The 16,839-nt window shown below is 57.3% G+C and carries 15 protein-coding genes; 14 read left to right on the top strand and 1 reads right to left on the bottom strand.

Annotated features, from left to right (window positions below):
- Positions 1-6 precede the first annotated feature (6 nt).
- The 14 genes from M2418_RS14040 to M2418_RS13975 all read left to right on the top strand — a co-directional run bounded on the left by M2418_RS14040 (position 7) and on the right by M2418_RS13975 (position 15,806).
- On the top strand, positions 7-1,002 hold the full coding sequence (locus M2418_RS14040) for an ABC transporter substrate-binding protein (protein ID WP_259147257.1): 996 nt from the start codon (positions 7-9) through the stop codon (positions 1,000-1,002).
- 69 nt (positions 1,003-1,071) lie between these two features.
- Positions 1,072-1,896, top strand: a complete 825-nt coding sequence (locus M2418_RS14035; protein WP_259147254.1) for a creatininase family protein — start codon at positions 1,072-1,074, stop codon at positions 1,894-1,896.
- Positions 1,897-1,900: 4 nt separating this feature from the next.
- The gene (locus M2418_RS14030; RefSeq protein ID WP_259147251.1) at positions 1,901-3,295 is read left to right on the top strand and encodes an FAD-binding oxidoreductase; all 1,395 of its coding nucleotides are present in this window, start codon (positions 1,901-1,903) and stop codon (positions 3,293-3,295) included.
- Positions 3,292-4,986: a CocE/NonD family hydrolase gene (locus M2418_RS14025; protein ID WP_259147248.1), complete on the top strand. Its 1,695-nt coding sequence runs from the start codon at positions 3,292-3,294 to the stop codon at positions 4,984-4,986. The genes M2418_RS14030 and M2418_RS14025 overlap by 4 nt, the downstream gene beginning before the upstream one ends.
- Complete coding sequence (locus tag M2418_RS14020) at positions 4,983-5,816, top strand: ABC transporter permease (RefSeq protein ID WP_259147245.1); 834 nt, start codon at positions 4,983-4,985, stop codon at positions 5,814-5,816. Before M2418_RS14025 ends, M2418_RS14020 begins: the two co-directional genes overlap by 4 nt.
- Before the next feature lie 2 nt (positions 5,817-5,818).
- The gene (locus tag M2418_RS14015) at positions 5,819-6,619 is read left to right on the top strand and encodes an ABC transporter ATP-binding protein (RefSeq protein WP_259147410.1); all 801 of its coding nucleotides are present in this window, start codon (positions 5,819-5,821) and stop codon (positions 6,617-6,619) included.
- 5 nt (positions 6,620-6,624) lie between these two features.
- Positions 6,625-7,584, top strand: a complete 960-nt coding sequence (locus tag M2418_RS14010; protein ID WP_259147243.1) for a PDR/VanB family oxidoreductase — start codon at positions 6,625-6,627, stop codon at positions 7,582-7,584.
- Between the two features lie 14 nt (positions 7,585-7,598).
- Positions 7,599-8,765: an amidase gene (locus M2418_RS14005; protein ID WP_259147241.1), complete on the top strand. Its 1,167-nt coding sequence runs from the start codon at positions 7,599-7,601 to the stop codon at positions 8,763-8,765.
- Between the two features lie 17 nt (positions 8,766-8,782).
- Positions 8,783-10,363 (top strand): gamma-glutamyltransferase family protein, encoded by a 1,581-nt coding sequence (locus M2418_RS14000; RefSeq protein ID WP_259147239.1) that lies wholly within the window; start codon positions 8,783-8,785, stop codon positions 10,361-10,363.
- A gap of 45 nt (positions 10,364-10,408) precedes the next feature.
- Entirely contained in the window at positions 10,409-11,404 is a 996-nt protein-coding gene (locus tag M2418_RS13995) for a LysR family transcriptional regulator (protein WP_259147236.1), read from the top strand.
- Positions 11,405-11,580: 176 nt separating this feature from the next.
- Complete coding sequence (locus M2418_RS13990) at positions 11,581-12,606, top strand: ABC transporter ATP-binding protein (RefSeq protein WP_250985040.1); 1,026 nt, start codon at positions 11,581-11,583, stop codon at positions 12,604-12,606.
- A 37-nt stretch (positions 12,607-12,643) separates the two neighbouring features.
- Positions 12,644-13,702 carry a PotD/PotF family extracellular solute-binding protein gene (locus tag M2418_RS13985; protein WP_250985039.1) on the top strand — a complete coding sequence of 353 codons (1,059 nt, stop codon included), beginning with the start codon at positions 12,644-12,646 and terminating at the stop codon, positions 13,700-13,702.
- A complete protein-coding gene (locus tag M2418_RS13980; protein WP_259147232.1) occupies positions 13,699-15,387 on the top strand; it encodes an ABC transporter permease subunit in 1,689 nt (562 codons plus the stop codon). The genes M2418_RS13985 and M2418_RS13980 overlap by 4 nt, the downstream gene beginning before the upstream one ends.
- Before the next feature lie 29 nt (positions 15,388-15,416).
- Positions 15,417-15,806 carry a RidA family protein gene (locus tag M2418_RS13975; RefSeq protein ID WP_250985037.1) on the top strand — a complete coding sequence of 130 codons (390 nt, stop codon included), beginning with the start codon at positions 15,417-15,419 and terminating at the stop codon, positions 15,804-15,806.
- A 19-nt stretch (positions 15,807-15,825) separates the two neighbouring features.
- On the opposite strand, the gene M2418_RS13970 is transcribed toward M2418_RS13975, so the two are convergent.
- Positions 15,826-16,614, bottom strand: coding sequence for a creatininase family protein (locus M2418_RS13970; RefSeq protein ID WP_250985036.1), 789 nt, complete (start codon positions 16,612-16,614; stop codon positions 15,826-15,828).
- Positions 16,615-16,839: the final 225 nt, after the last annotated feature.

The raw sequence follows: 16,839 nt of genomic DNA, 5'->3' as shown, positions 1-16,839 counted from the left end.
GGAACAATGAAAATGAAGATAGGCAATTACCTGAAATCCTCCATCGCGGCCCTGGCCGTCTTTGCAGGCCTGGCCGCTCCCGCAGCCGCCAACGAACCAGTCACCTTTCAGCTAAGCTGGAAAGCCCAGCCGGAATTTGCAGGTTTCTATGAAGCTCTTGAGAAAGGCTATTATGCCGCCTGTGGAATCGACATGACATTGCGCGAAGGCGCACCAGGTATCGATCCAACCCAGCTTCTGACAACAGGCGCGGTCGATGTGGCCCTGCTGCCGCAGAATGATGGTGTTTTGCGCATGAATTCGGTCGGCTTCCCGGCCAAGGCCGTGATGGCGTCGATGCAGAAATTCCTGACGGTGATGCTGTACCACGACGAATCCGGCATTAAGAAGCCTGAAGACATCAAGGACAAACCTGTCTTGATTTCGCAGAGCAACCGCACGACTTTCTGGCCATTCCTGAAATCCAAATATGGCTACACCGACGATCAGCTGCGCACTTACACTGGCCAGATAGCAACCTGGATGTCGGACAAAACCTCCATCCAGCAGGGTGTCGTGACGCAGGAACCCTTCCGCATCAAGGCTGAGACCGGCAAGCTGCCATCCTACTTCCTGCTGTCGGACATGGGTTACAACCCCTACACCGTGATCGTCGTTGTCTCGCAGAAGATGATCGATGAGAAGCCTGAGGTCGTACAGTGCCTCGTTGACGGCTCTCGCAAGGGCTGGGTCGATTTCCTGAAAGACCCGTCGGTCGCTTTTGCTGCCATCAACAAGCTCAATCCCCAGATCACCAAAGAGCTGATGGATTACAGCCACGAGATGATGACGGCCAATAACCTGGTCGAAAACGACGACACCGCCAAACACGGTATTGGCTGGATCTCAGCTGAGCGATGGAAGTCTCACTATGAGATGCTGGTCGCTAACGGTCTGTTTGCTGCGGACTTCGACTACGCCAGCGCCTTTACGACACAGTTTCTCGAAAAGCCGATGAACTAACAACGACGTCGAGGGCGGGCGCTTGCCGCCCCTCTCACAACACTTCGCATAATAACCGGGAATATGAGTATGAAACTGAAATCGCATTGGTGGTGGGATCTGACGGCGCGTGACTTTGCAACGCTGGACATGAGCAAGATCGTGGCCGTTCTACCGGTTGGCGCCGTCGAACAACACGGACCGCATCTACCCGTCCGAGTGGACGCCGCCATAAACAATGGCATCATGGAACATGCGGTCGCCAAGATGGCACCCGATTTTCCAGCCCTTATCCTACCAACCATGAGTGTTGGCAAATCCAACGAACATTCTGCCTTCCCCGGAACATTGACACTGTCTGCCGAAACGCTCGGCCGTCTCTGGTACGAAGTCTGCGAAAGCGCCTACCGCGCTGGTGTGCGCAAAGTGCTGTTCGTCAATTCGCATGGTGGCCAGCCGCAGGTCATGGAAATCGTCTGCCGCCAATTGCGGGTCAATCTCGGCATGTTCGCCGTTTCATCGCAGTGGTCGCGCTTCACCGACCTGAGCGACCTTTTCGATGGCGAAGAACGCAAACACGGCATTCATGCCGGCGAAGTCGAAACCAGCGTCCTTCGTTACCTGCACCCGGAACTCGTCGACATGCAATATGCCGAGGATTTCGTACCGCTCTCCAAGCAGCTCGAAAAAGAATACGACATGCTGATGACCGAAGGCGGTGCAGTCGGTTTCGGCTGGCAGTCGCAGGATATTCACCCGTCCGGCGCTTGCGGCAATGCCGCCGCAGCCGACGCGGAGCGCGGCCGCATCACCGTCGAGCGGGCGTCTGACCGACTGATCAAGCTGATTGGCGAAATTGCCCACTACCCACTCGATCGCATCACATCCGAGACAATGTACACGAAGGGGAAATGAGCCAATGACCTCATACCCGCTGACCGAGTTCGCCGCCGCCATTGAGGGTGTCGAATTGACGATGGACCCGCGCCGCATTCGCGTCAAAAGCCGTGACCGCTACGCCGTCAGCCCGCTGCTGCGCACCATGCTGGAAGGCAAGCAGGCCGATGTAGTCGTCACGCCGAAAACCATTGAGGAGTTGAAGCGAGTCGTCTCGGCAGCGGTCCGTTATCGCATCCCCATCACCGAACGAGGTGGCGGGTCTGCCAATTACGGCCAGAGCGTGCCGCTGCGGGGCGGCATCCTGCTCGACATGAGCGCCTATGCCGGCATGGTCGAGCTAGCTCCCGGCATGGCCCGCGCTAAGGCAGGCACACTGGTCATCGACATTGACAAGGCAGCCCGCGAGATCGGCTGGGAGTTGCGCGTCCACCCGACAACAGCTCGCATTGCTACCATCGCCGGCCACATCGCTGGCGGTACCGGCGGGCCGGGTTCGGTCGTCTACGGCATCCTGCGTGATCGCGGCAATATTGCCGGCGCGCAGGTGCTGACAATGGAGGAAGAACCACGCTTGATCGAACTGCGTGGGCCAGACGCGCAGCTCATTCACCATACCTATGGCGCAACCGGCATCATCACCGAAGTCGAGATGCCACTTGCTCCGGCATGGCCTTGGATCGAAGCAATCGTTGCTTTCCCGGAATACATGCAGGCGGTGCGTTTTGGCGTGACGCTTGCCAATGAAGCGGGCATCAACCGCAAGGTCGTTTCGGTTCAGGAATGGCCAACACCAAAGCTGATCCGGCAATTTGCCGATATCGTGCCCGAAGGTCATTCGATCTGCTCGACCATGATCGCAAAAGACAATTGGGAGGATTTCGAGGCCTGTGTCGCCTCCTTCGGTGGCACCATCGTTTCGTCCGCGCGAGAAGGCAAAGGTCCCTATGGCGGGCCGATCTGGGAATTCGTGTTCGGCCACGCGCTGTTCCAGATTCAGAAGACCGAGCCCGGCCGTTCCGTCGTCGAAGGCTTCTTCCGCGATGCCGATCTGGTGGGACTTGTGCAGCGGGTGCACGACAAGGTCAGCCATTATGGCCCGATGCGCATGGAAATCCTGCGCGTTGGTGGTCAGGTGGTTGGCTCCGGCTCGCCCTATTTCGTTTACGAAAGCCCGGAACAGATGGCGACCATGGTGCGGCTGATGCAGGAGGCCGGAGCCGTGGTCTCCAACTCACATACCTCCAATGTGCGCGCCGTCGGCAAAAAGGAAATCACCGAACGCGAGATCGCCTTCAAACGTCAGGTCGATCCTTACAATCTGCTCAATCCAGGCCGCTTCGAAATCGACGACAAGGCCGATGAAAAATTCGCCATCGAACTTCCAACAGACAAATGGGATCGGCGTCAGGCATGAACGACATTTCAAACACCAAAGACCTCACTGGCAGGCTTGCCGTTTTGCCTCCGGAAACGCAGTCGATGCATTTGAGTGACGGCATAAGGCTTGATGCAGATATCTACCGTCCGGTTGGCCCCGGCCCTTACCCGGTGCTTCTTCAGCGGCAAGCCTATGGCCGTCGCATCGCATGCACCATCTGTTACGCGCATCCGGCCTGGTATGCGTCGCATGGTTATATCGTTGTGGTCCAGGACATCCGTGGTCGCGGCACGTCGGAAGGTGTGTTCCGTCCCGGCGAAAACGATATCGAGGATGGTGCGCAAGCGGTTGAATGGGCTGCAGCACTGGAAGGATCGACCGGCGATGTCGGCATGTATGGTTTTTCCTATCAGTCCTACAACCAGCTCCTTGCCGCCGCTGGCAACAGCCCGTCGCTAAAGGCCATCGCACCGGCCATGGGTCCATGGGATGCAGGTTCCACCTGGGCCTATGAAAACGGCGCGCTGCGGATGAAACAGATGGTCGGCTGGGGCATTCAGATCACCGCCGAAGCTGCACGCCGTGCCGGTGACGACGAAGCCTACGCGGCACTGATGGCTGTATCCGCCAACCTACCGGTTAACGGTCCAATTGCCGCAAAGCCCGAAATTCTGGCAAAATACCGCGATTACTCTCATGTCATGGACTGGCTTGAAACACCTGCGGACTCCGATTTTTGGGCCAAAATTTCCCCTTCAACCCATGCCGAAAAAATCAAGGCCCGCAAACTCCCCGTGCTGGTCATTGGCGGTTGGTTTGACACACATCTGGCCAGCACGATCAAAGCGTGGAAAGAGCTTTCGCACGGCGATGACGGCATATCACGGTTGATCATCGGCCCCTGGGTCCATTTCCCTTGGGTCAGCAAGGTCGGCACTGTCGACTTCGGGCCTGCGGCGGAGCGAGACACCGACATGGAGCATATCCGATTCTTCGATCAGGCTCTCAAACATAAGCCAACTACCGAAATCACCAGCAAGCCAATCTCATTCTTCGACATGGGCACAAAATCCTGGCGCGACCTGGAAAGCTGGCCTGAGGATGAGCAGACCTTCTACCTTGGCAGCACCGGACGTGCGGCGATCCGCGCCGATGACGGCACGTTGAGCGAACAGCAAGGTCTATTGGATGCCAGCGATTACATCGTACACGATCCTTGGCGCCCAGCTCCTGTAAGCGGTGGCTGTTACGGCGTACCGGCCGGCCCTGTCGACCGCCGCATCACTGACGAGCGCGGTGATGTTCTGACATTCACGACCGCGCCGTTGCAATCCAGCCTGACCTTGGCCGGAGAACCGGTGATCGAGATATCCGCGACCTCAGATTGCCCGAGTTTCGATCTGTCCTGCGTTCTCTCCGCAGTCACAAAGGACGGTAGGGTCCTGCAGATTTCGAGCGGTTATGCACATTATAGAGACGCTGGCGAGGGAACCTACACCCTGCCTCTGACAACAACGTGTTCGACCATTCTGGCGGGTGAACAGTTGCGACTATCCATTGCAGCCTCCGATTACCCCGCCCATCCGGTCAATCCCGGCACCGGTGAAGACCCGGTATCCACCCCAAAAACAAAGGCGGTGGTTACGACGATTTGCGTGTCACATGGCCCGTCGCATAGCTCAACCCTGCGTCTGCCCATCGCCAAACTTTCGGGAGTGCCGTCTTGACCGATCTTGCTGTGAGCTCTTCCAATCCAACCCCGGTCAAATGGCGCAGGGCGGCGGCCGAGACTGCTGCTCCAGCTCTCGGCGGTGTTATTTTCCTCATTGCATGGGAAGCACTGGTCACCCATTTTCAGGTGTCGCGTTTTATCCTGCCACCACCGTCGGCAATTATCGTCAAGATGGTCGATGAGTTCCCCTCGCTGTTGAGCGCTCTTGGGTTCACTGCATCGATCACCGTCTGCGCCTTTGTCGCCGCACTCGTATCCGGCGTAACCCTGGGCGTGCTTCTGACCCAAAACAAGCAGGTGGAACGTATCCTCTGGCCCTATGCCGTTGCCCTGCAGGTGACCCCGATGGTGGCGATTGCTCCGCTCGTGGTAATCTGGGTTGGCCTGAACCGGGTATGGCTTGGACTGATGATCCTTGCCTGGATCGTGGCTTTCTTTCCCATGCTGTCCAACACCGCAGTCGGCATGAAATCTGCCGATCACGGCCTGCGCAACGTCTTCAGCCTCTACAAGGCAACCCGCTGGCAGCGTTTTCGCTACCTGCAACTGCCATCCGCACTTCCCTTCATACTGGCAGGGGCGCGGATATCCTCCGGTCTTTCAGTCATTGGTGCCGTGGTTGCCGAATTTGTTGCTGGCGCTGGTAATGCCACAGGCCTTGCCTGGACCATCGTTGAAAGCGGCGCGATGCTGGATGTCGCCCGCATGTTCGCGGCACTTTTCATGCTCTCCGCCTTTGGTCTGACGATCTGGTTCATCATGGCCAAGGTGCAACATGCTTTGCTCAGCCGGTGGCATGAGAGCGAGCTGGTGCAGGAGGGTTGATGATGAACGCAGGAAACACCGCTATGCTCGACATTGCCTCGACACAGGTAAAACCAATCGTGCGCCTCAGCGGCGTCGACAAGATTTATGGCAATGGCACGGTTGCTCTTCGCGACCTTAACTTGAAAGTTCAGCCCGGCGAATTCGTCAGCCTTCTCGGCCCAAGCGGCTGTGGCAAGTCTACCGCACTGCGCATTGTTGCCGACCTTGGCCAGCACACCGCAGGGCGTGTCGACCGACCGGGAGACGACGTAACCGACGCACGCGGGGAAATCGGTTTCGTTTTTCAGGAGCCGCACCTCATGCCTTGGGCAACGGTTTTCGACAATATTTTTCTGCCGCTGAAACTGGCGGGAAAATCGAAAAACGCCGCCCGTGATGACGTGCTGTCCGTCATTGAAATGGTTGGCCTGCAAAACTTCGCGAATGCCTATCCGCGCGAGCTGTCCGGCGGCATGAAAATGCGTGTTTCCATCGCCCGCGCATTGGTCACAAAACCAAAACTGCTGCTGATGGATGAGCCCTTTGCAGCGCTGGATGAAATTACCCGCAACCGCCTGTCCAACGACCTGTTGCGCATCTGGGCATCTACCTCGTCCACAGTGATGTTCGTCACCCACAGTGTTTATGAAAGCGTGTTTCTCTCAAGCCGCATCGTGGTCATGGCAGCCCGCCCCGGCCGTATCATTGGCGAAATCCCCATCGAGCGGGCTTATCCACGCGATGCCGAATACCGCCTTTCCCCTGAATATGCTGGTTACTGCCGCGACGTATCCGCGCTGCTCAACAAGGCGATGGAGTAAGGCCGATGCAGGTTTCGATGCGTGACATCGTCATTACCGCCATCGATGATGAGGCAGACGGCATTCGCTCCTACAGACTGGAAAGTACCGATGGTGAGCCTTTCGCAGCTTCTCCGGCAGGGGCACATATCGATATCCACCTGCCCGACGGTCTGGTGCGGCAATATTCGCTTTGCAATGATCCGGCGGAAACCAACTTCTACCGGATTGCCATCAAGCGAGAACCTCAGTCACGGGGTGGTTCACAATGGTTTCATGAGGTCGCGCACATCGGCGCCAAATTGAAGATGGGTGCTTCGCGAAGCCTTCTCTCCGTATCAAGCAAAGCCGAGCGGCATATCCTATTGGCAGGCGGTATTGGCATTACACCGCTTTACAGCATGGCCATGCATTTCCTCACCGCCGGCAAACCGTTTGAACTGCATTACTTTGCGCGGTCGAAAGAACAGGCCGCCTTTTTCGAAGTGCTTTCATCCGGCGCTTTCGCAGACCATGTCCATTTTCATTTTGGTCTGGAGACCGCGGCACTAGCACCGGTTCTGGATGGAATTTTCGCGCAAAGAGGCAGCGGTAGCCATCTTTATATGTGCGGCCCCGGCCCTTTCATGGATCACGTACGCACGCAGGCATCACGCCTCTGGGCCGAGACGGAAATCCATGAGGAACGGTTTTCCGGAGCGGCGGCTCCAGAGAATGCGGATAGTTTTCGTGTGGTTCTTGCGCGTAGCGGAACCACAATCGATGTGCCGACCAATCGCAGCATACTCGACGTGTTGATGGCCAATGGCCACGACATCGAACACTCCTGCGAACAGGGTTTTTGCGGAAGCTGCATGACGGCCCTGCTTGAAGGCGAGGCCGAACATCGCGACACATTTCTCACCCCCGAAGAGATCGCATCCGGCCAGTGGATCATGCCTTGTGTGTCCCGCGCCAAAACCGCTCAACTAACCCTCGATCTGTAATTTAGGACTGCCCCATGCCCGATATCTCCGATGCCTTTATCCAACGGTTTGATCACACGCTTCAAGCGAGCCCGGTAATCAACGACCAGCCGCTCTCCGGCTTGAGCGTCGCTGCGAAGGACAATTTCGACATTAGGGGCCTGATCACAGGAGCTGGAAACCCGGAATTTGCGGAGGAACAGAAACCAGCAGCGGCAAATGCGGGCGTTGTCGACACGCTACTGAAAAACGGCGCCTCCATCATCGGCAAAACCCATATGGACGAACTTGCCTACAGCCTGATGGGTTTGAACGCACGTTACGGCGTGCCGTTGAATACGGCAGCACCATCGCGCGTACCAGGCGGCTCTTCCTCCGGCTCAGCGTCTGCGGTGGCCGCTGACCTTGCCGACATTGGATTAGGAACAGACACCGGTGGATCTGTTCGGCTTCCCGCCTCCTTTTGCGGCCTTTATGGCTGGCGCTCTACCCATGGGCTGATTTCATCCGAGGGCATGGTGCCGCTGGCCGCGAGTTATGACGTTTCGGGGTTCTTCACCCGGGATCGCAATCTGATGGAACGGATCATCTCGGTCTTTTGCCAGACATCAGCCGACGCTACAGACATTCGTTATTGGGCACCCGAAGACCTTTGGGCCTTACCGATGGATGAAACCCGTGAACATATCCGCTCTGCCCTCCCCGACTTCGATTACAGGCTTGATACGATCCTGCCTGACGGTGGAGCGGAAGCTTCCTTAAGCGCATTTCGTCTCCATCAGGGATACGAGATCTGGCAGCATTTCGGGGAATGGATTACCAAACGTCAACCGGCCTTCGGACCGGGCATCAAAGAACGTTTCGCCATGGCGAGTAAAATTACCGAAGCCGAATTCAAGGACGCCAGCGCCTACCGCGAGCGACTTCGTGCACGGCTGGATGCACTTTTACCCGAAGGGACAATCCTGCTCTATCCCACGGCGCCCGGCCCTGCACCTTTGCTGACAACACCGCAGTCAGAACTTGAGCCCTATCGCAATCGAGCGCTGAGCCTGATGTCGGTCGCCGGTCATGCGGGTCTACCGCAACTCAGCATTCCCTTCGGAACGGTGGATGGCGCACCCGTTGGACTTTCCCTGGTCGGTAGGCCGGGCAGCGACCTGCTGCTCATCAAAGCCGCCGCCTCGTTTCAATCCTTCTGACGTGTCAGGACATCAGCATGCTGCAAACCGCGCTCGCCTTTAACGGCACTTTCACCGCACCGCACCGCGAAGCTGCCTATGCCGGACGCCGTATTCTTGATGAAGGTGGAACCGCCATGGAAGCCATGGTTGCCGCAGCAGCGATGATCGCCGTTGTCTATCCGCACATGAACGGTATCGGCGGAGATGGCTTCTGGCTAATCCACAGACCGGGCAAACCACTCACTGGCATTTCCGCCTGTGGGCAGGCAGCCGGTCTTGCGACGGTTGACTGGTACCGTGACCGTGGCCATGTCGCCGCCATTCCTACGCGCAACGGCGAAGCCGCACTGACCGTCCCCGGCACCATCGGCGGATGGGACATGGCGCTGTCGATGGTTGATAACGCAAAGCGTTTTTCTGTCTCCGAACTTGTTTCAGCTGCCGTCGCGAAAGCACGCGACGGAATTGCCGTCACCGCCAACCAGTCAATCTGCACATTAGACAAATTACACGAACTTGCCGGTGTTGCGGGTTTTGCCGAAACCTATCTGATCGATGGAAAAATACCGCCAGCTGGCGCGCGTCTGCGACAGTCACGACTGGCCGATACGCTGGAAGAGCTCGGGCGCAAAGGCCTGCGCTCCTATTATGACGGCGATCTCGCTCAAAGCCATGCAGCCTTTCTTGAGCGCAACGGCAGTCCGTTGCGGGTTGAGGATTTCAGGCACTATGCACCGCGTGAAGTTACACCGCTCAGCGTCACGACGCGTGAGGGCACGCTCCACAACATGGTCGCGCCTACCCAGGGTGTCGCCTCCCTGATGATCCTCGGTCTCTTTGATCGGCTGCAAATCGAAACTGGCGAAGGTTACGACCACATTCACGGGCTGATCGAGGCAACAAAACAGGCCTTCATCAAACGCAATCGTGACCTTGGTGATCCGGCCACAATGACTGCCGACGCCCAGACATGGCTTGAGGCTAAAGCGCTCGATAATCTCGCCGCCAGGATCGACATGAACCGGGCACTGCAATGGCCGTACAAACCAGCAGAGGGCGATACGATCTGGATGGGGGCAGCCGACCGATACGGCAATGTCGTCAGTTTTATCCAGAGTGTGTATTGGGAGTTCGGCTCTGGACTTACTTGCCCCGAGACCGGTGTGTTTTTCCAGAACCGTGGCGCCGGTTTTTCGCTTGCCGAAGGTCCAAACCAGCTGCAGCCCGGCAAACGGCCGTTCCATACGCTCAATCCGGCCCTCGCGAAGCTCGCCGACGGCCGCGTGATGGCCTATGGCACCATGGGCGGTGAGGGCCAACCGCAGACGCAAGCTGCAATTTTTACCCGCCATGCCCGTTTTGGCATGCCGCTTCAGGAAGCAATCACCGCACCGCGCTGGCTGCTCGGCCGCACATGGGGCGCCAGCAGCACCAATTTGAAACTGGAAAGCCGCTTTGATACGGCACTTGTCGAAAAGCTCAAAACGGCGGGACACGACATTGAGATGATCGCGCCGTTTTCCGATCTTTGCGGCCATGCCGGAGCCGTTGTCCTGCATCCTAACGGGCTTTGCGAAGCTGCTACCGATCCAAGATCTGATGGTGCGGCTCTCTAATGGCATGACCCTTGCATTTCCTGAACCAGACGACCGGGAATGACCATGTTTGCGAATATTAATCCCTCGATAGATGTGCGGCTGCTCCGCACCACCTACCTCCTGCTTACCGAGCGCAATGTCTCAAGAGTGGCGGTGCTGCTCGGGCACAGCCAGCCCACGGTCAGCGCCTGCCTGAAGAAAGCGCGCGAAATCTTTGCCGATCCGCTGCTCGTGCGAGCCGGACAACGGCTTGTGCTGACCGAAAGAGGCGAAGAGATCAAGACGCTGATCGGCAGTGTGCTGCTTGGCCTGTCTGATGCCTTAAACGGTCAAGACCATTTCGATCCGCGTCTATCCAGCCAGAATATTCGCATTGCTGTGCTCAACTGTTTTGGGGTGTTTCTCGTCCCGGAAATAGCCAAGCGCATTCATCACAATGCTCCCAATGTCACACTCGACTTCTTTCCGCCGGGTGATAATCCTGACCTTCCCGAAGAACTTGGTGCGGGCCGTGTCGATGTGGTCATCGGCAATTGGCCTGCACCGCAGCCAAGCCTGAAGTCTACCGCCTTGTTTCAATGCGACATTGCCTGCATTGCCCATCGCGATCACCCCTTGGCTGCAGGGGACGCGATATCACTCGATGCCTATCTCGCCGCTAGCCACATTTCACCGACAGCAAGTTCCAGTGCCGGGTTCAGCCCGATCGACGGGCGGTTGGCGCAGCTCGGGCTGAAACGCAACATTGCCATGTCCGTGCCCGAATATGCGATGATCCCGCCTATCGTCGGCGGCACCGATCTTATCTTCACCACGGCGCGCGCCTATGCCGAACATATGGCCGCCAACACACCTGACCAGCACCTGCAGGTCATTGATGCGCCGTCAGAGTTCGACCGCATGCATCTTTACCTGCTTTGGCACGAGCGTAACCACACCAGCATTGCCCACAAATGGCTGCGCCGTATCATCCGGGATGTCGCGAAGGAATTTGAATTCAGCCTGCACGAGCCGACCCTGTCGCCGGTACGCCCTTCCCTCAATCAGCTGCCGATCTGAGCGTCGATATAGCGTTTCATCTATACCGCATATCGGCGTCCGTGGAGTTCACTCAATACCTTAATGCTCATATGATAAGCAGTAATTATTGAAGCTCAAATATTGAGCATTTTGCAGCCGATTTCATCATCACTGCGATACAGCCCGCATGAATTTACAGCCCCGAGGATATGACGTTGTCAAATAAACATTATCTCACCCTGGACAACGTAACAGCGAGCTACGGCGACCAGACGGCCGTCGACGGTCTGACGATTGAAGTGCCGAAAGGCGAACTTCTTTCGCTTCTCGGCCCCTCTGGCTGCGGCAAAACTACGACGCTGCGCATGATTGCAGGCTTTGTCAAACCGACCATGGGACGGGTCATTCTCAACGATGAGGACATCACCAGAAAGCCGGTGCACGCCCGCAATATCGGCGTGGTCTTCCAGTCCTATGCGCTGTTTCCGCATCTGACAGCATTGGATAATGTCGGCTTTGGCCTGCGTATGCGACAGGTCGACAAGGCAAAGTGTCGTGAACGGGCGGCGGCAGCCCTTGAGACTGTGGGCCTCGGCCCCTACAAGGATCGATATCCAACGCAGATGTCCGGCGGCCAGCAACAGCGTGTGGCGCTTGCACGTGCGCTCGTCATCGAGCCTGATGTTCTGCTCCTCGACGAACCACTTTCCAACCTTGATGCCCATCTGCGCGCCGATATGCGCAGCGAAATCCGCTCGCTTCAGCAGCGCCTTGGCATCACCACCGTCTTTGTCACCCACGACCAGCAGGAAGCACTGGCCATGTCGGACCGTGTGGCCGTCATGAGCAAGGGCATCATGGAAGAAATCGGCAAACCGGAGCAGCTTTGCGACAATCCACGCTCTGCCTTTACGGCATCCTTCCTCGGTGCCCGGACCGTTATCGAAGGCCGCAGCGAAAATGGCGTTTTCCGCGCACCCGGCCTGTCCTGCACCGGCGCGCCAGATGGCGCAACCCGACTGGTACTGCGCGCCTCACGGCTTAGAATTACTGACGAAGCCGGTCCGCTGACCCTGCCCGGCACACTCATCAACGCAGCTTATCTCGGAGACACCTGGGAAGCGGACATTCAGTCTGCAGCCGGTACGATCCGGGTGATCGTTCCCTCGGATTTGCCGCCACCACCGCTTGGCGCACCATGCAGCCTTCAGGCCCAGCCCGGCGGCGCTACCTTTATCTGACCCCACCCAACATCTGAACCGGACAGGAGTATTTGCAATGACCCTATCGCGTCGCAATTTCAACAGGCTCGTACTTGGCGCAGGTGCTGGCGTTGGCCTCGCAGCTCCATTTCACATCATCCGCCCGGCCTACGCCGAAATCAAAAAAGGCGACGAACTGGTTGTCGGCATTTGGGGCGGCGCCCAGGAAAAGATCGTCAAAGAATATGTTGAAAAGCCGCTTGTCGAAAAATACGGCTGCAAGATCAGCTACGTGCTTGGTGGTACTGGTGACCGTCGCGCACGCGCCTATGCCGAGCGCGGCCGCCCGAGCTTCGACGTCCTTTACCTCAACATCTATGAGAGCCGCCAAGCCGTAAAAGATGGCGTCACACAGGAACCGACCGCGAACGTTGCCAATTTCGAAGCGCTTTACCCGAGCGCCCGCAAGGGAGGTTATGGCGTTGCCTTCAACCCTTGCACGATCGTTTACGACAAGCGCAAGGCATCCAAGCCGATCACGTCCTGGAAGGATCTCTGGAACCCGGAATGGAAGGGTCGTATTGCTTGGCCGGACGGCCTCGGCGCGGAAGGCATTTCTGCATTGATGATGACAGCCCGTGCATGGGGCGGCACTGAAAAGGACTTCGATCTGGTGGTCGAAAAGGTCAAGGAATTGAAGCCTTTTGCCGCCATTCAGGCAAGTCAGGCACAGCTGTTTGAAATGTTCGATCAGGGCATCTGCGATCTCTCCGTCGAGTTCGGCAGCTTCACCCGCTCTTACGCGGAAACCCGCAATCCGAACATCGAGATCGCGTCTCCAACTGAAGGTCAGGCACTGGCAATGAACGTTGCCTGCATCACCGAAGGTACCAAGAACCAAAAGCTGGCAGAAGAGTGGGTCAACCTGCACCTGTCCGAGCCATGCATGCTGGCCTATGCCCGCGAAATCTATTACTCCCCGACCGTCAACAACATCACCATTCCTGACGATCTGAAGAGCAAGCTGATCGTTGGTGATGAGCAGGTTTCGCAGCTGGTTGATTTTGATTGGGACTTCATCAACGCCAACCGCGCCAAGTGGCAGTCCCGTTATGACCGGGAGATCGCCGGATGACACGGTGGATAGGACCGGCCCTTTCAGCACCGGTCACTTTTTGGCTACTCCTGTGTTTCGCGGCCCCCATGGCCGCGATCTTCCTGCTGTCGCTGCACGAATACCCTGATCCGTTTGGACCACTGATCACTGCGCCGTCGCTGGCGCAGTATATTGGTATCGTCACCGACAGTTTCTATTTCCGCGTTGTGGGTGAAACCATTGCACTCGGCCTTGGCGTCACCTTGCTGACGGCCCTGCTGGGTTATCCACTCGCCTACTGGCTGGCGCGCATTCCGGTGAAATACCGGGCCGCGGCCTTTGCCATCATTCTCATTCCGCTGTTGACCAACGTGGTCGTCCGTTCGCTCGGCATCATTCTGCTGCTTGCGCCGGACGGATTGATCAATTCGGTGACTGGCCTCGTTGGTATTCCCAAGGCCGCCAACATGCTGTTCAACCATGGCGCTGTGGCGGTTGCTCTGGCGCAGGTCTTCCTGCCCTTCATGGTTCTTGCGCTTTACGACAGCATGCAGAACACCTCACCGCGTGTGCATGAGGCTGCCGAAAGCCTTGGCGCATCGCCTGCGATGCGTTTTCTGACGGTCGACCTCCCCCTGTCGCTGCCCGGCCTGCGTTCCGGCCTTGTCATCGTCTTCCTGATGGCCAGTACAGCCTATGTGTCCGCCACCCTGCTTGGCGGCAAGAAGGTCTGGACGACAGGCATGCTGGTCATGCAGGAGGCGATCAAGAACCTCAACGCCCCACTTGCCTCGGCGCTTGCCGTCATCATGACCATCACCAGCCTGGCGTTTGCAGCGCTATGCGGCATCGGCATGAAACGTCTGATGCCATGGCTGAACGAGCGCGCCAGCAACCCGGTATTCCTGCCGAATATCGTTGTCAGGCTGGCAGATACCGTCGGTTTCGTGATCGCCCGCCTTTTGCTGGTGGCATCGCTTGGCCTGCTTCTCTTGCCACTGGTGCTCGTATGCATCCAGAGCTTCAACGATGTGCCACAGGCAACGGCCGCCGGTTTCAAGGGCTTCACACTCAAGTGGTATTACGCAGTTCTGTTCAACGGTGCCTATGCGGACGCTTTCTGGGTTTCAGTTCAGCTCGCCACGGTCTCGGTGCTGGTTGCCATTGCACTGGCGCTTCCGGCAGCATTTGCCCTAGCCCGCTTTCCGTTCAAGGGGCGCTCCGTCCTGATGACATTCTGGATGCTGCCACTGTCTTTGCCGCATGTGGCAATTGGTGTCGGCATGCTGAAACTGCTGCAAATCTATCTGATCGTGCCGCCGTTCCTCGGACTTGTGGCAATCCACGTCATCGTCATCCTGCCGTTTGCCATCACCCTGCTCACCACCTCGGTCATGCAGCTTGATCGTTCGCAGGAGGAAGCGGCCGCAAGTCTGGGCGCCGACCCTTTCAGGATGTTTTTCCTGATCACACTGCCAGGCCTTGCCCCGGGTCTGTTTGCAGCAAGTCTCGTCGGCTTCCTGCTGAGCTTTGGTGAAGTAACGGTCACCAGCTTCCTGACCACGGCACGCCTGACAACCCTGCCGGTTCGTATCTACGCAGAATCAACCTTCAGTCTTGAACCGACAGCCCATGCAATCTCCGCAGTGCTGATTGTGTTCACAGTGATGGCCCTGATCCTGGTTGGTCGCCTTGTCCGACTGGACAAACTCTATGCCCGCTAAACGGTAACGGCGAAAAGGAAGCCCACATCATGCAACAGGTTTTCAATCCGCCTGCGGTTCCCAAACCGTTCGGAGCCTATAATCACGGTCTGCTGGTGCCTCCGGGCGCCAGCCTGCTGGTCACCTCCGGGCAGCTCGGCATCGGTCTGGATGATGTCATTCCACGCGAAGTCAGCGAACAGGCAGAACTGTGCTTCAAGGCAATAGGTGCAATTCTCGAGGAGGCGGGCATGAGTTTTGCGGATGTTATCCGCATTTCCGGTTTCGTGACACGCCGGGAAGATTTTCCAGCCTATATGGCCGTGCGCGATCGCTTCACTCTGGATCGCAAACCCACCTCGACCTTGATCGTGGTGGGAGGCTTTACGCGTCCGGAATTCAAGGTCGAAGTCGAGATTACCGCCGCAAAGATATTTTAAGGGAAAAGTCCCGCTGTTCTCAGCGGGAATACAATTCATCCAGCGAAAATCCTTCGAATTCGCGCAGCAGTTCGACGAAACCCGCCACCTGATGGCGGCAGATTATCTCGCCCTTTTCTGCACTACCCTTGGTCGCGTCACCAACCACGCCATGTGGGTTCAGGTCATGGGCAAGCCAGGACAGTACATGCGGCGGCGCTGGTTGCATGAATTTCGAGCGGCTTTCAGCCTTCGACACGAAGTTCTGCGCATTTTCCATACGCACGAGCTCAGGCCGGAAATGCAGCATCAGCGACGTTTCCACTTCGCCGCCATGAATGCCGAATTGTCTCTCATGCTCACTGATCAAACCATCCGGGTGACCGAAGCGGCCCCAATGAGTGCAGATAACCGCCATCTGGTGGCGCACCCGCAGCTCCCGGCCAACAATGCTCATGATGTCCGCATTACCGCCATGGGAGTTGACCATCACGAGTTTGCGGATACCGGCTTCCGCAACTTTGGTTCCGATGGCAGTCCAGGCTGGGATAAGAATTTCGGGACCGAAAGACAATGACCCCGGACCGTAGACATGCTCATTCGCCTTGCCGATCTCCTGTGTCGGCAGCACGAGTATGTCGAGGTCGTCAGGGCGCTGTGTCTTCAACTCGTCGAGCATACCATTGGCAATGGCGACATCCGTTGCAACAGGCAGATGTGGCCCATGCTGCTCAGTCGAGGCGAGCGGCAGGATGGCTATGGTTTTTTTGGGCGATAAATGAGCAAAATCGTAGGTGTTCAATTCATTCCAGTAAAACGGCTTGCTCATGTAATTCCCTCTGATTGTTTTGCGATCATCGTTAGAAGATTAGCCGGGTCTCGAACAGCATCAATTTGCGTCCACCTTGTTGCTTTTCTGCGAACGCCCCCTGACGGTTTGAAGTCTGCTCACCGCACCTCCATATCAAACAGCAATGGAGCACATGCGACCAAAGGTATCGTCCGCCTCTCAAAGTTGAATTACATTCTTGACGAAAATATCATGTTATGTAGG

The organism is Rhizobium sp. BIGb0125 (genome assembly GCF_024810055.1).
Classification (GTDB): domain Bacteria; phylum Pseudomonadota; class Alphaproteobacteria; order Rhizobiales; family Rhizobiaceae; genus Agrobacterium.
Note: the sequence above shows the minus strand (reverse complement) of the source record. Positions and strands in the feature narration are given on the sequence as shown.

Bases quoted from the DNA above. Each gene is read 5' to 3' on its own strand.
- M2418_RS14025 (WP_259147248.1), top strand. From the start codon at position 3,292: ATGAACGACATTTCAAACACCAAAGACCTCACTGGCAGGCTTGCCGTT.
- M2418_RS14005 (WP_259147241.1), top strand. From the start codon at position 7,599: ATGCCCGATATCTCCGATGCCTTTATCCAACGGTTTGATCACACGCTT.
- M2418_RS14030 (WP_259147251.1), top strand. From the start codon at position 1,901: ATGACCTCATACCCGCTGACCGAGTTCGCCGCCGCCATTGAGGGTGTC.
- M2418_RS13970 (WP_250985036.1), bottom strand. From the start codon at position 16,614: ATGAGCAAGCCGTTTTACTGGAATGAATTGAACACCTACGATTTTGCT.
- M2418_RS14000 (WP_259147239.1), top strand. From the start codon at position 8,783: ATGCTGCAAACCGCGCTCGCCTTTAACGGCACTTTCACCGCACCGCAC.
- M2418_RS13975 (WP_250985037.1), top strand. From the start codon at position 15,417: ATGCAACAGGTTTTCAATCCGCCTGCGGTTCCCAAACCGTTCGGAGCC.
- M2418_RS14035 (WP_259147254.1), top strand. From the start codon at position 1,072: ATGAAACTGAAATCGCATTGGTGGTGGGATCTGACGGCGCGTGACTTT.
- M2418_RS13980 (WP_259147232.1), top strand. From the start codon at position 13,699: ATGACACGGTGGATAGGACCGGCCCTTTCAGCACCGGTCACTTTTTGG.
- M2418_RS14015 (WP_259147410.1), top strand. From the start codon at position 5,819: ATGAACGCAGGAAACACCGCTATGCTCGACATTGCCTCGACACAGGTA.
- M2418_RS14010 (WP_259147243.1), top strand. From the start codon at position 6,625: ATGCAGGTTTCGATGCGTGACATCGTCATTACCGCCATCGATGATGAG.
- M2418_RS13985 (WP_250985039.1), top strand. From the start codon at position 12,644: ATGACCCTATCGCGTCGCAATTTCAACAGGCTCGTACTTGGCGCAGGT.
- M2418_RS14040 (WP_259147257.1), top strand. From the start codon at position 7: ATGAAAATGAAGATAGGCAATTACCTGAAATCCTCCATCGCGGCCCTG.
- M2418_RS13995 (WP_259147236.1), top strand. From the start codon at position 10,409: ATGTTTGCGAATATTAATCCCTCGATAGATGTGCGGCTGCTCCGCACC.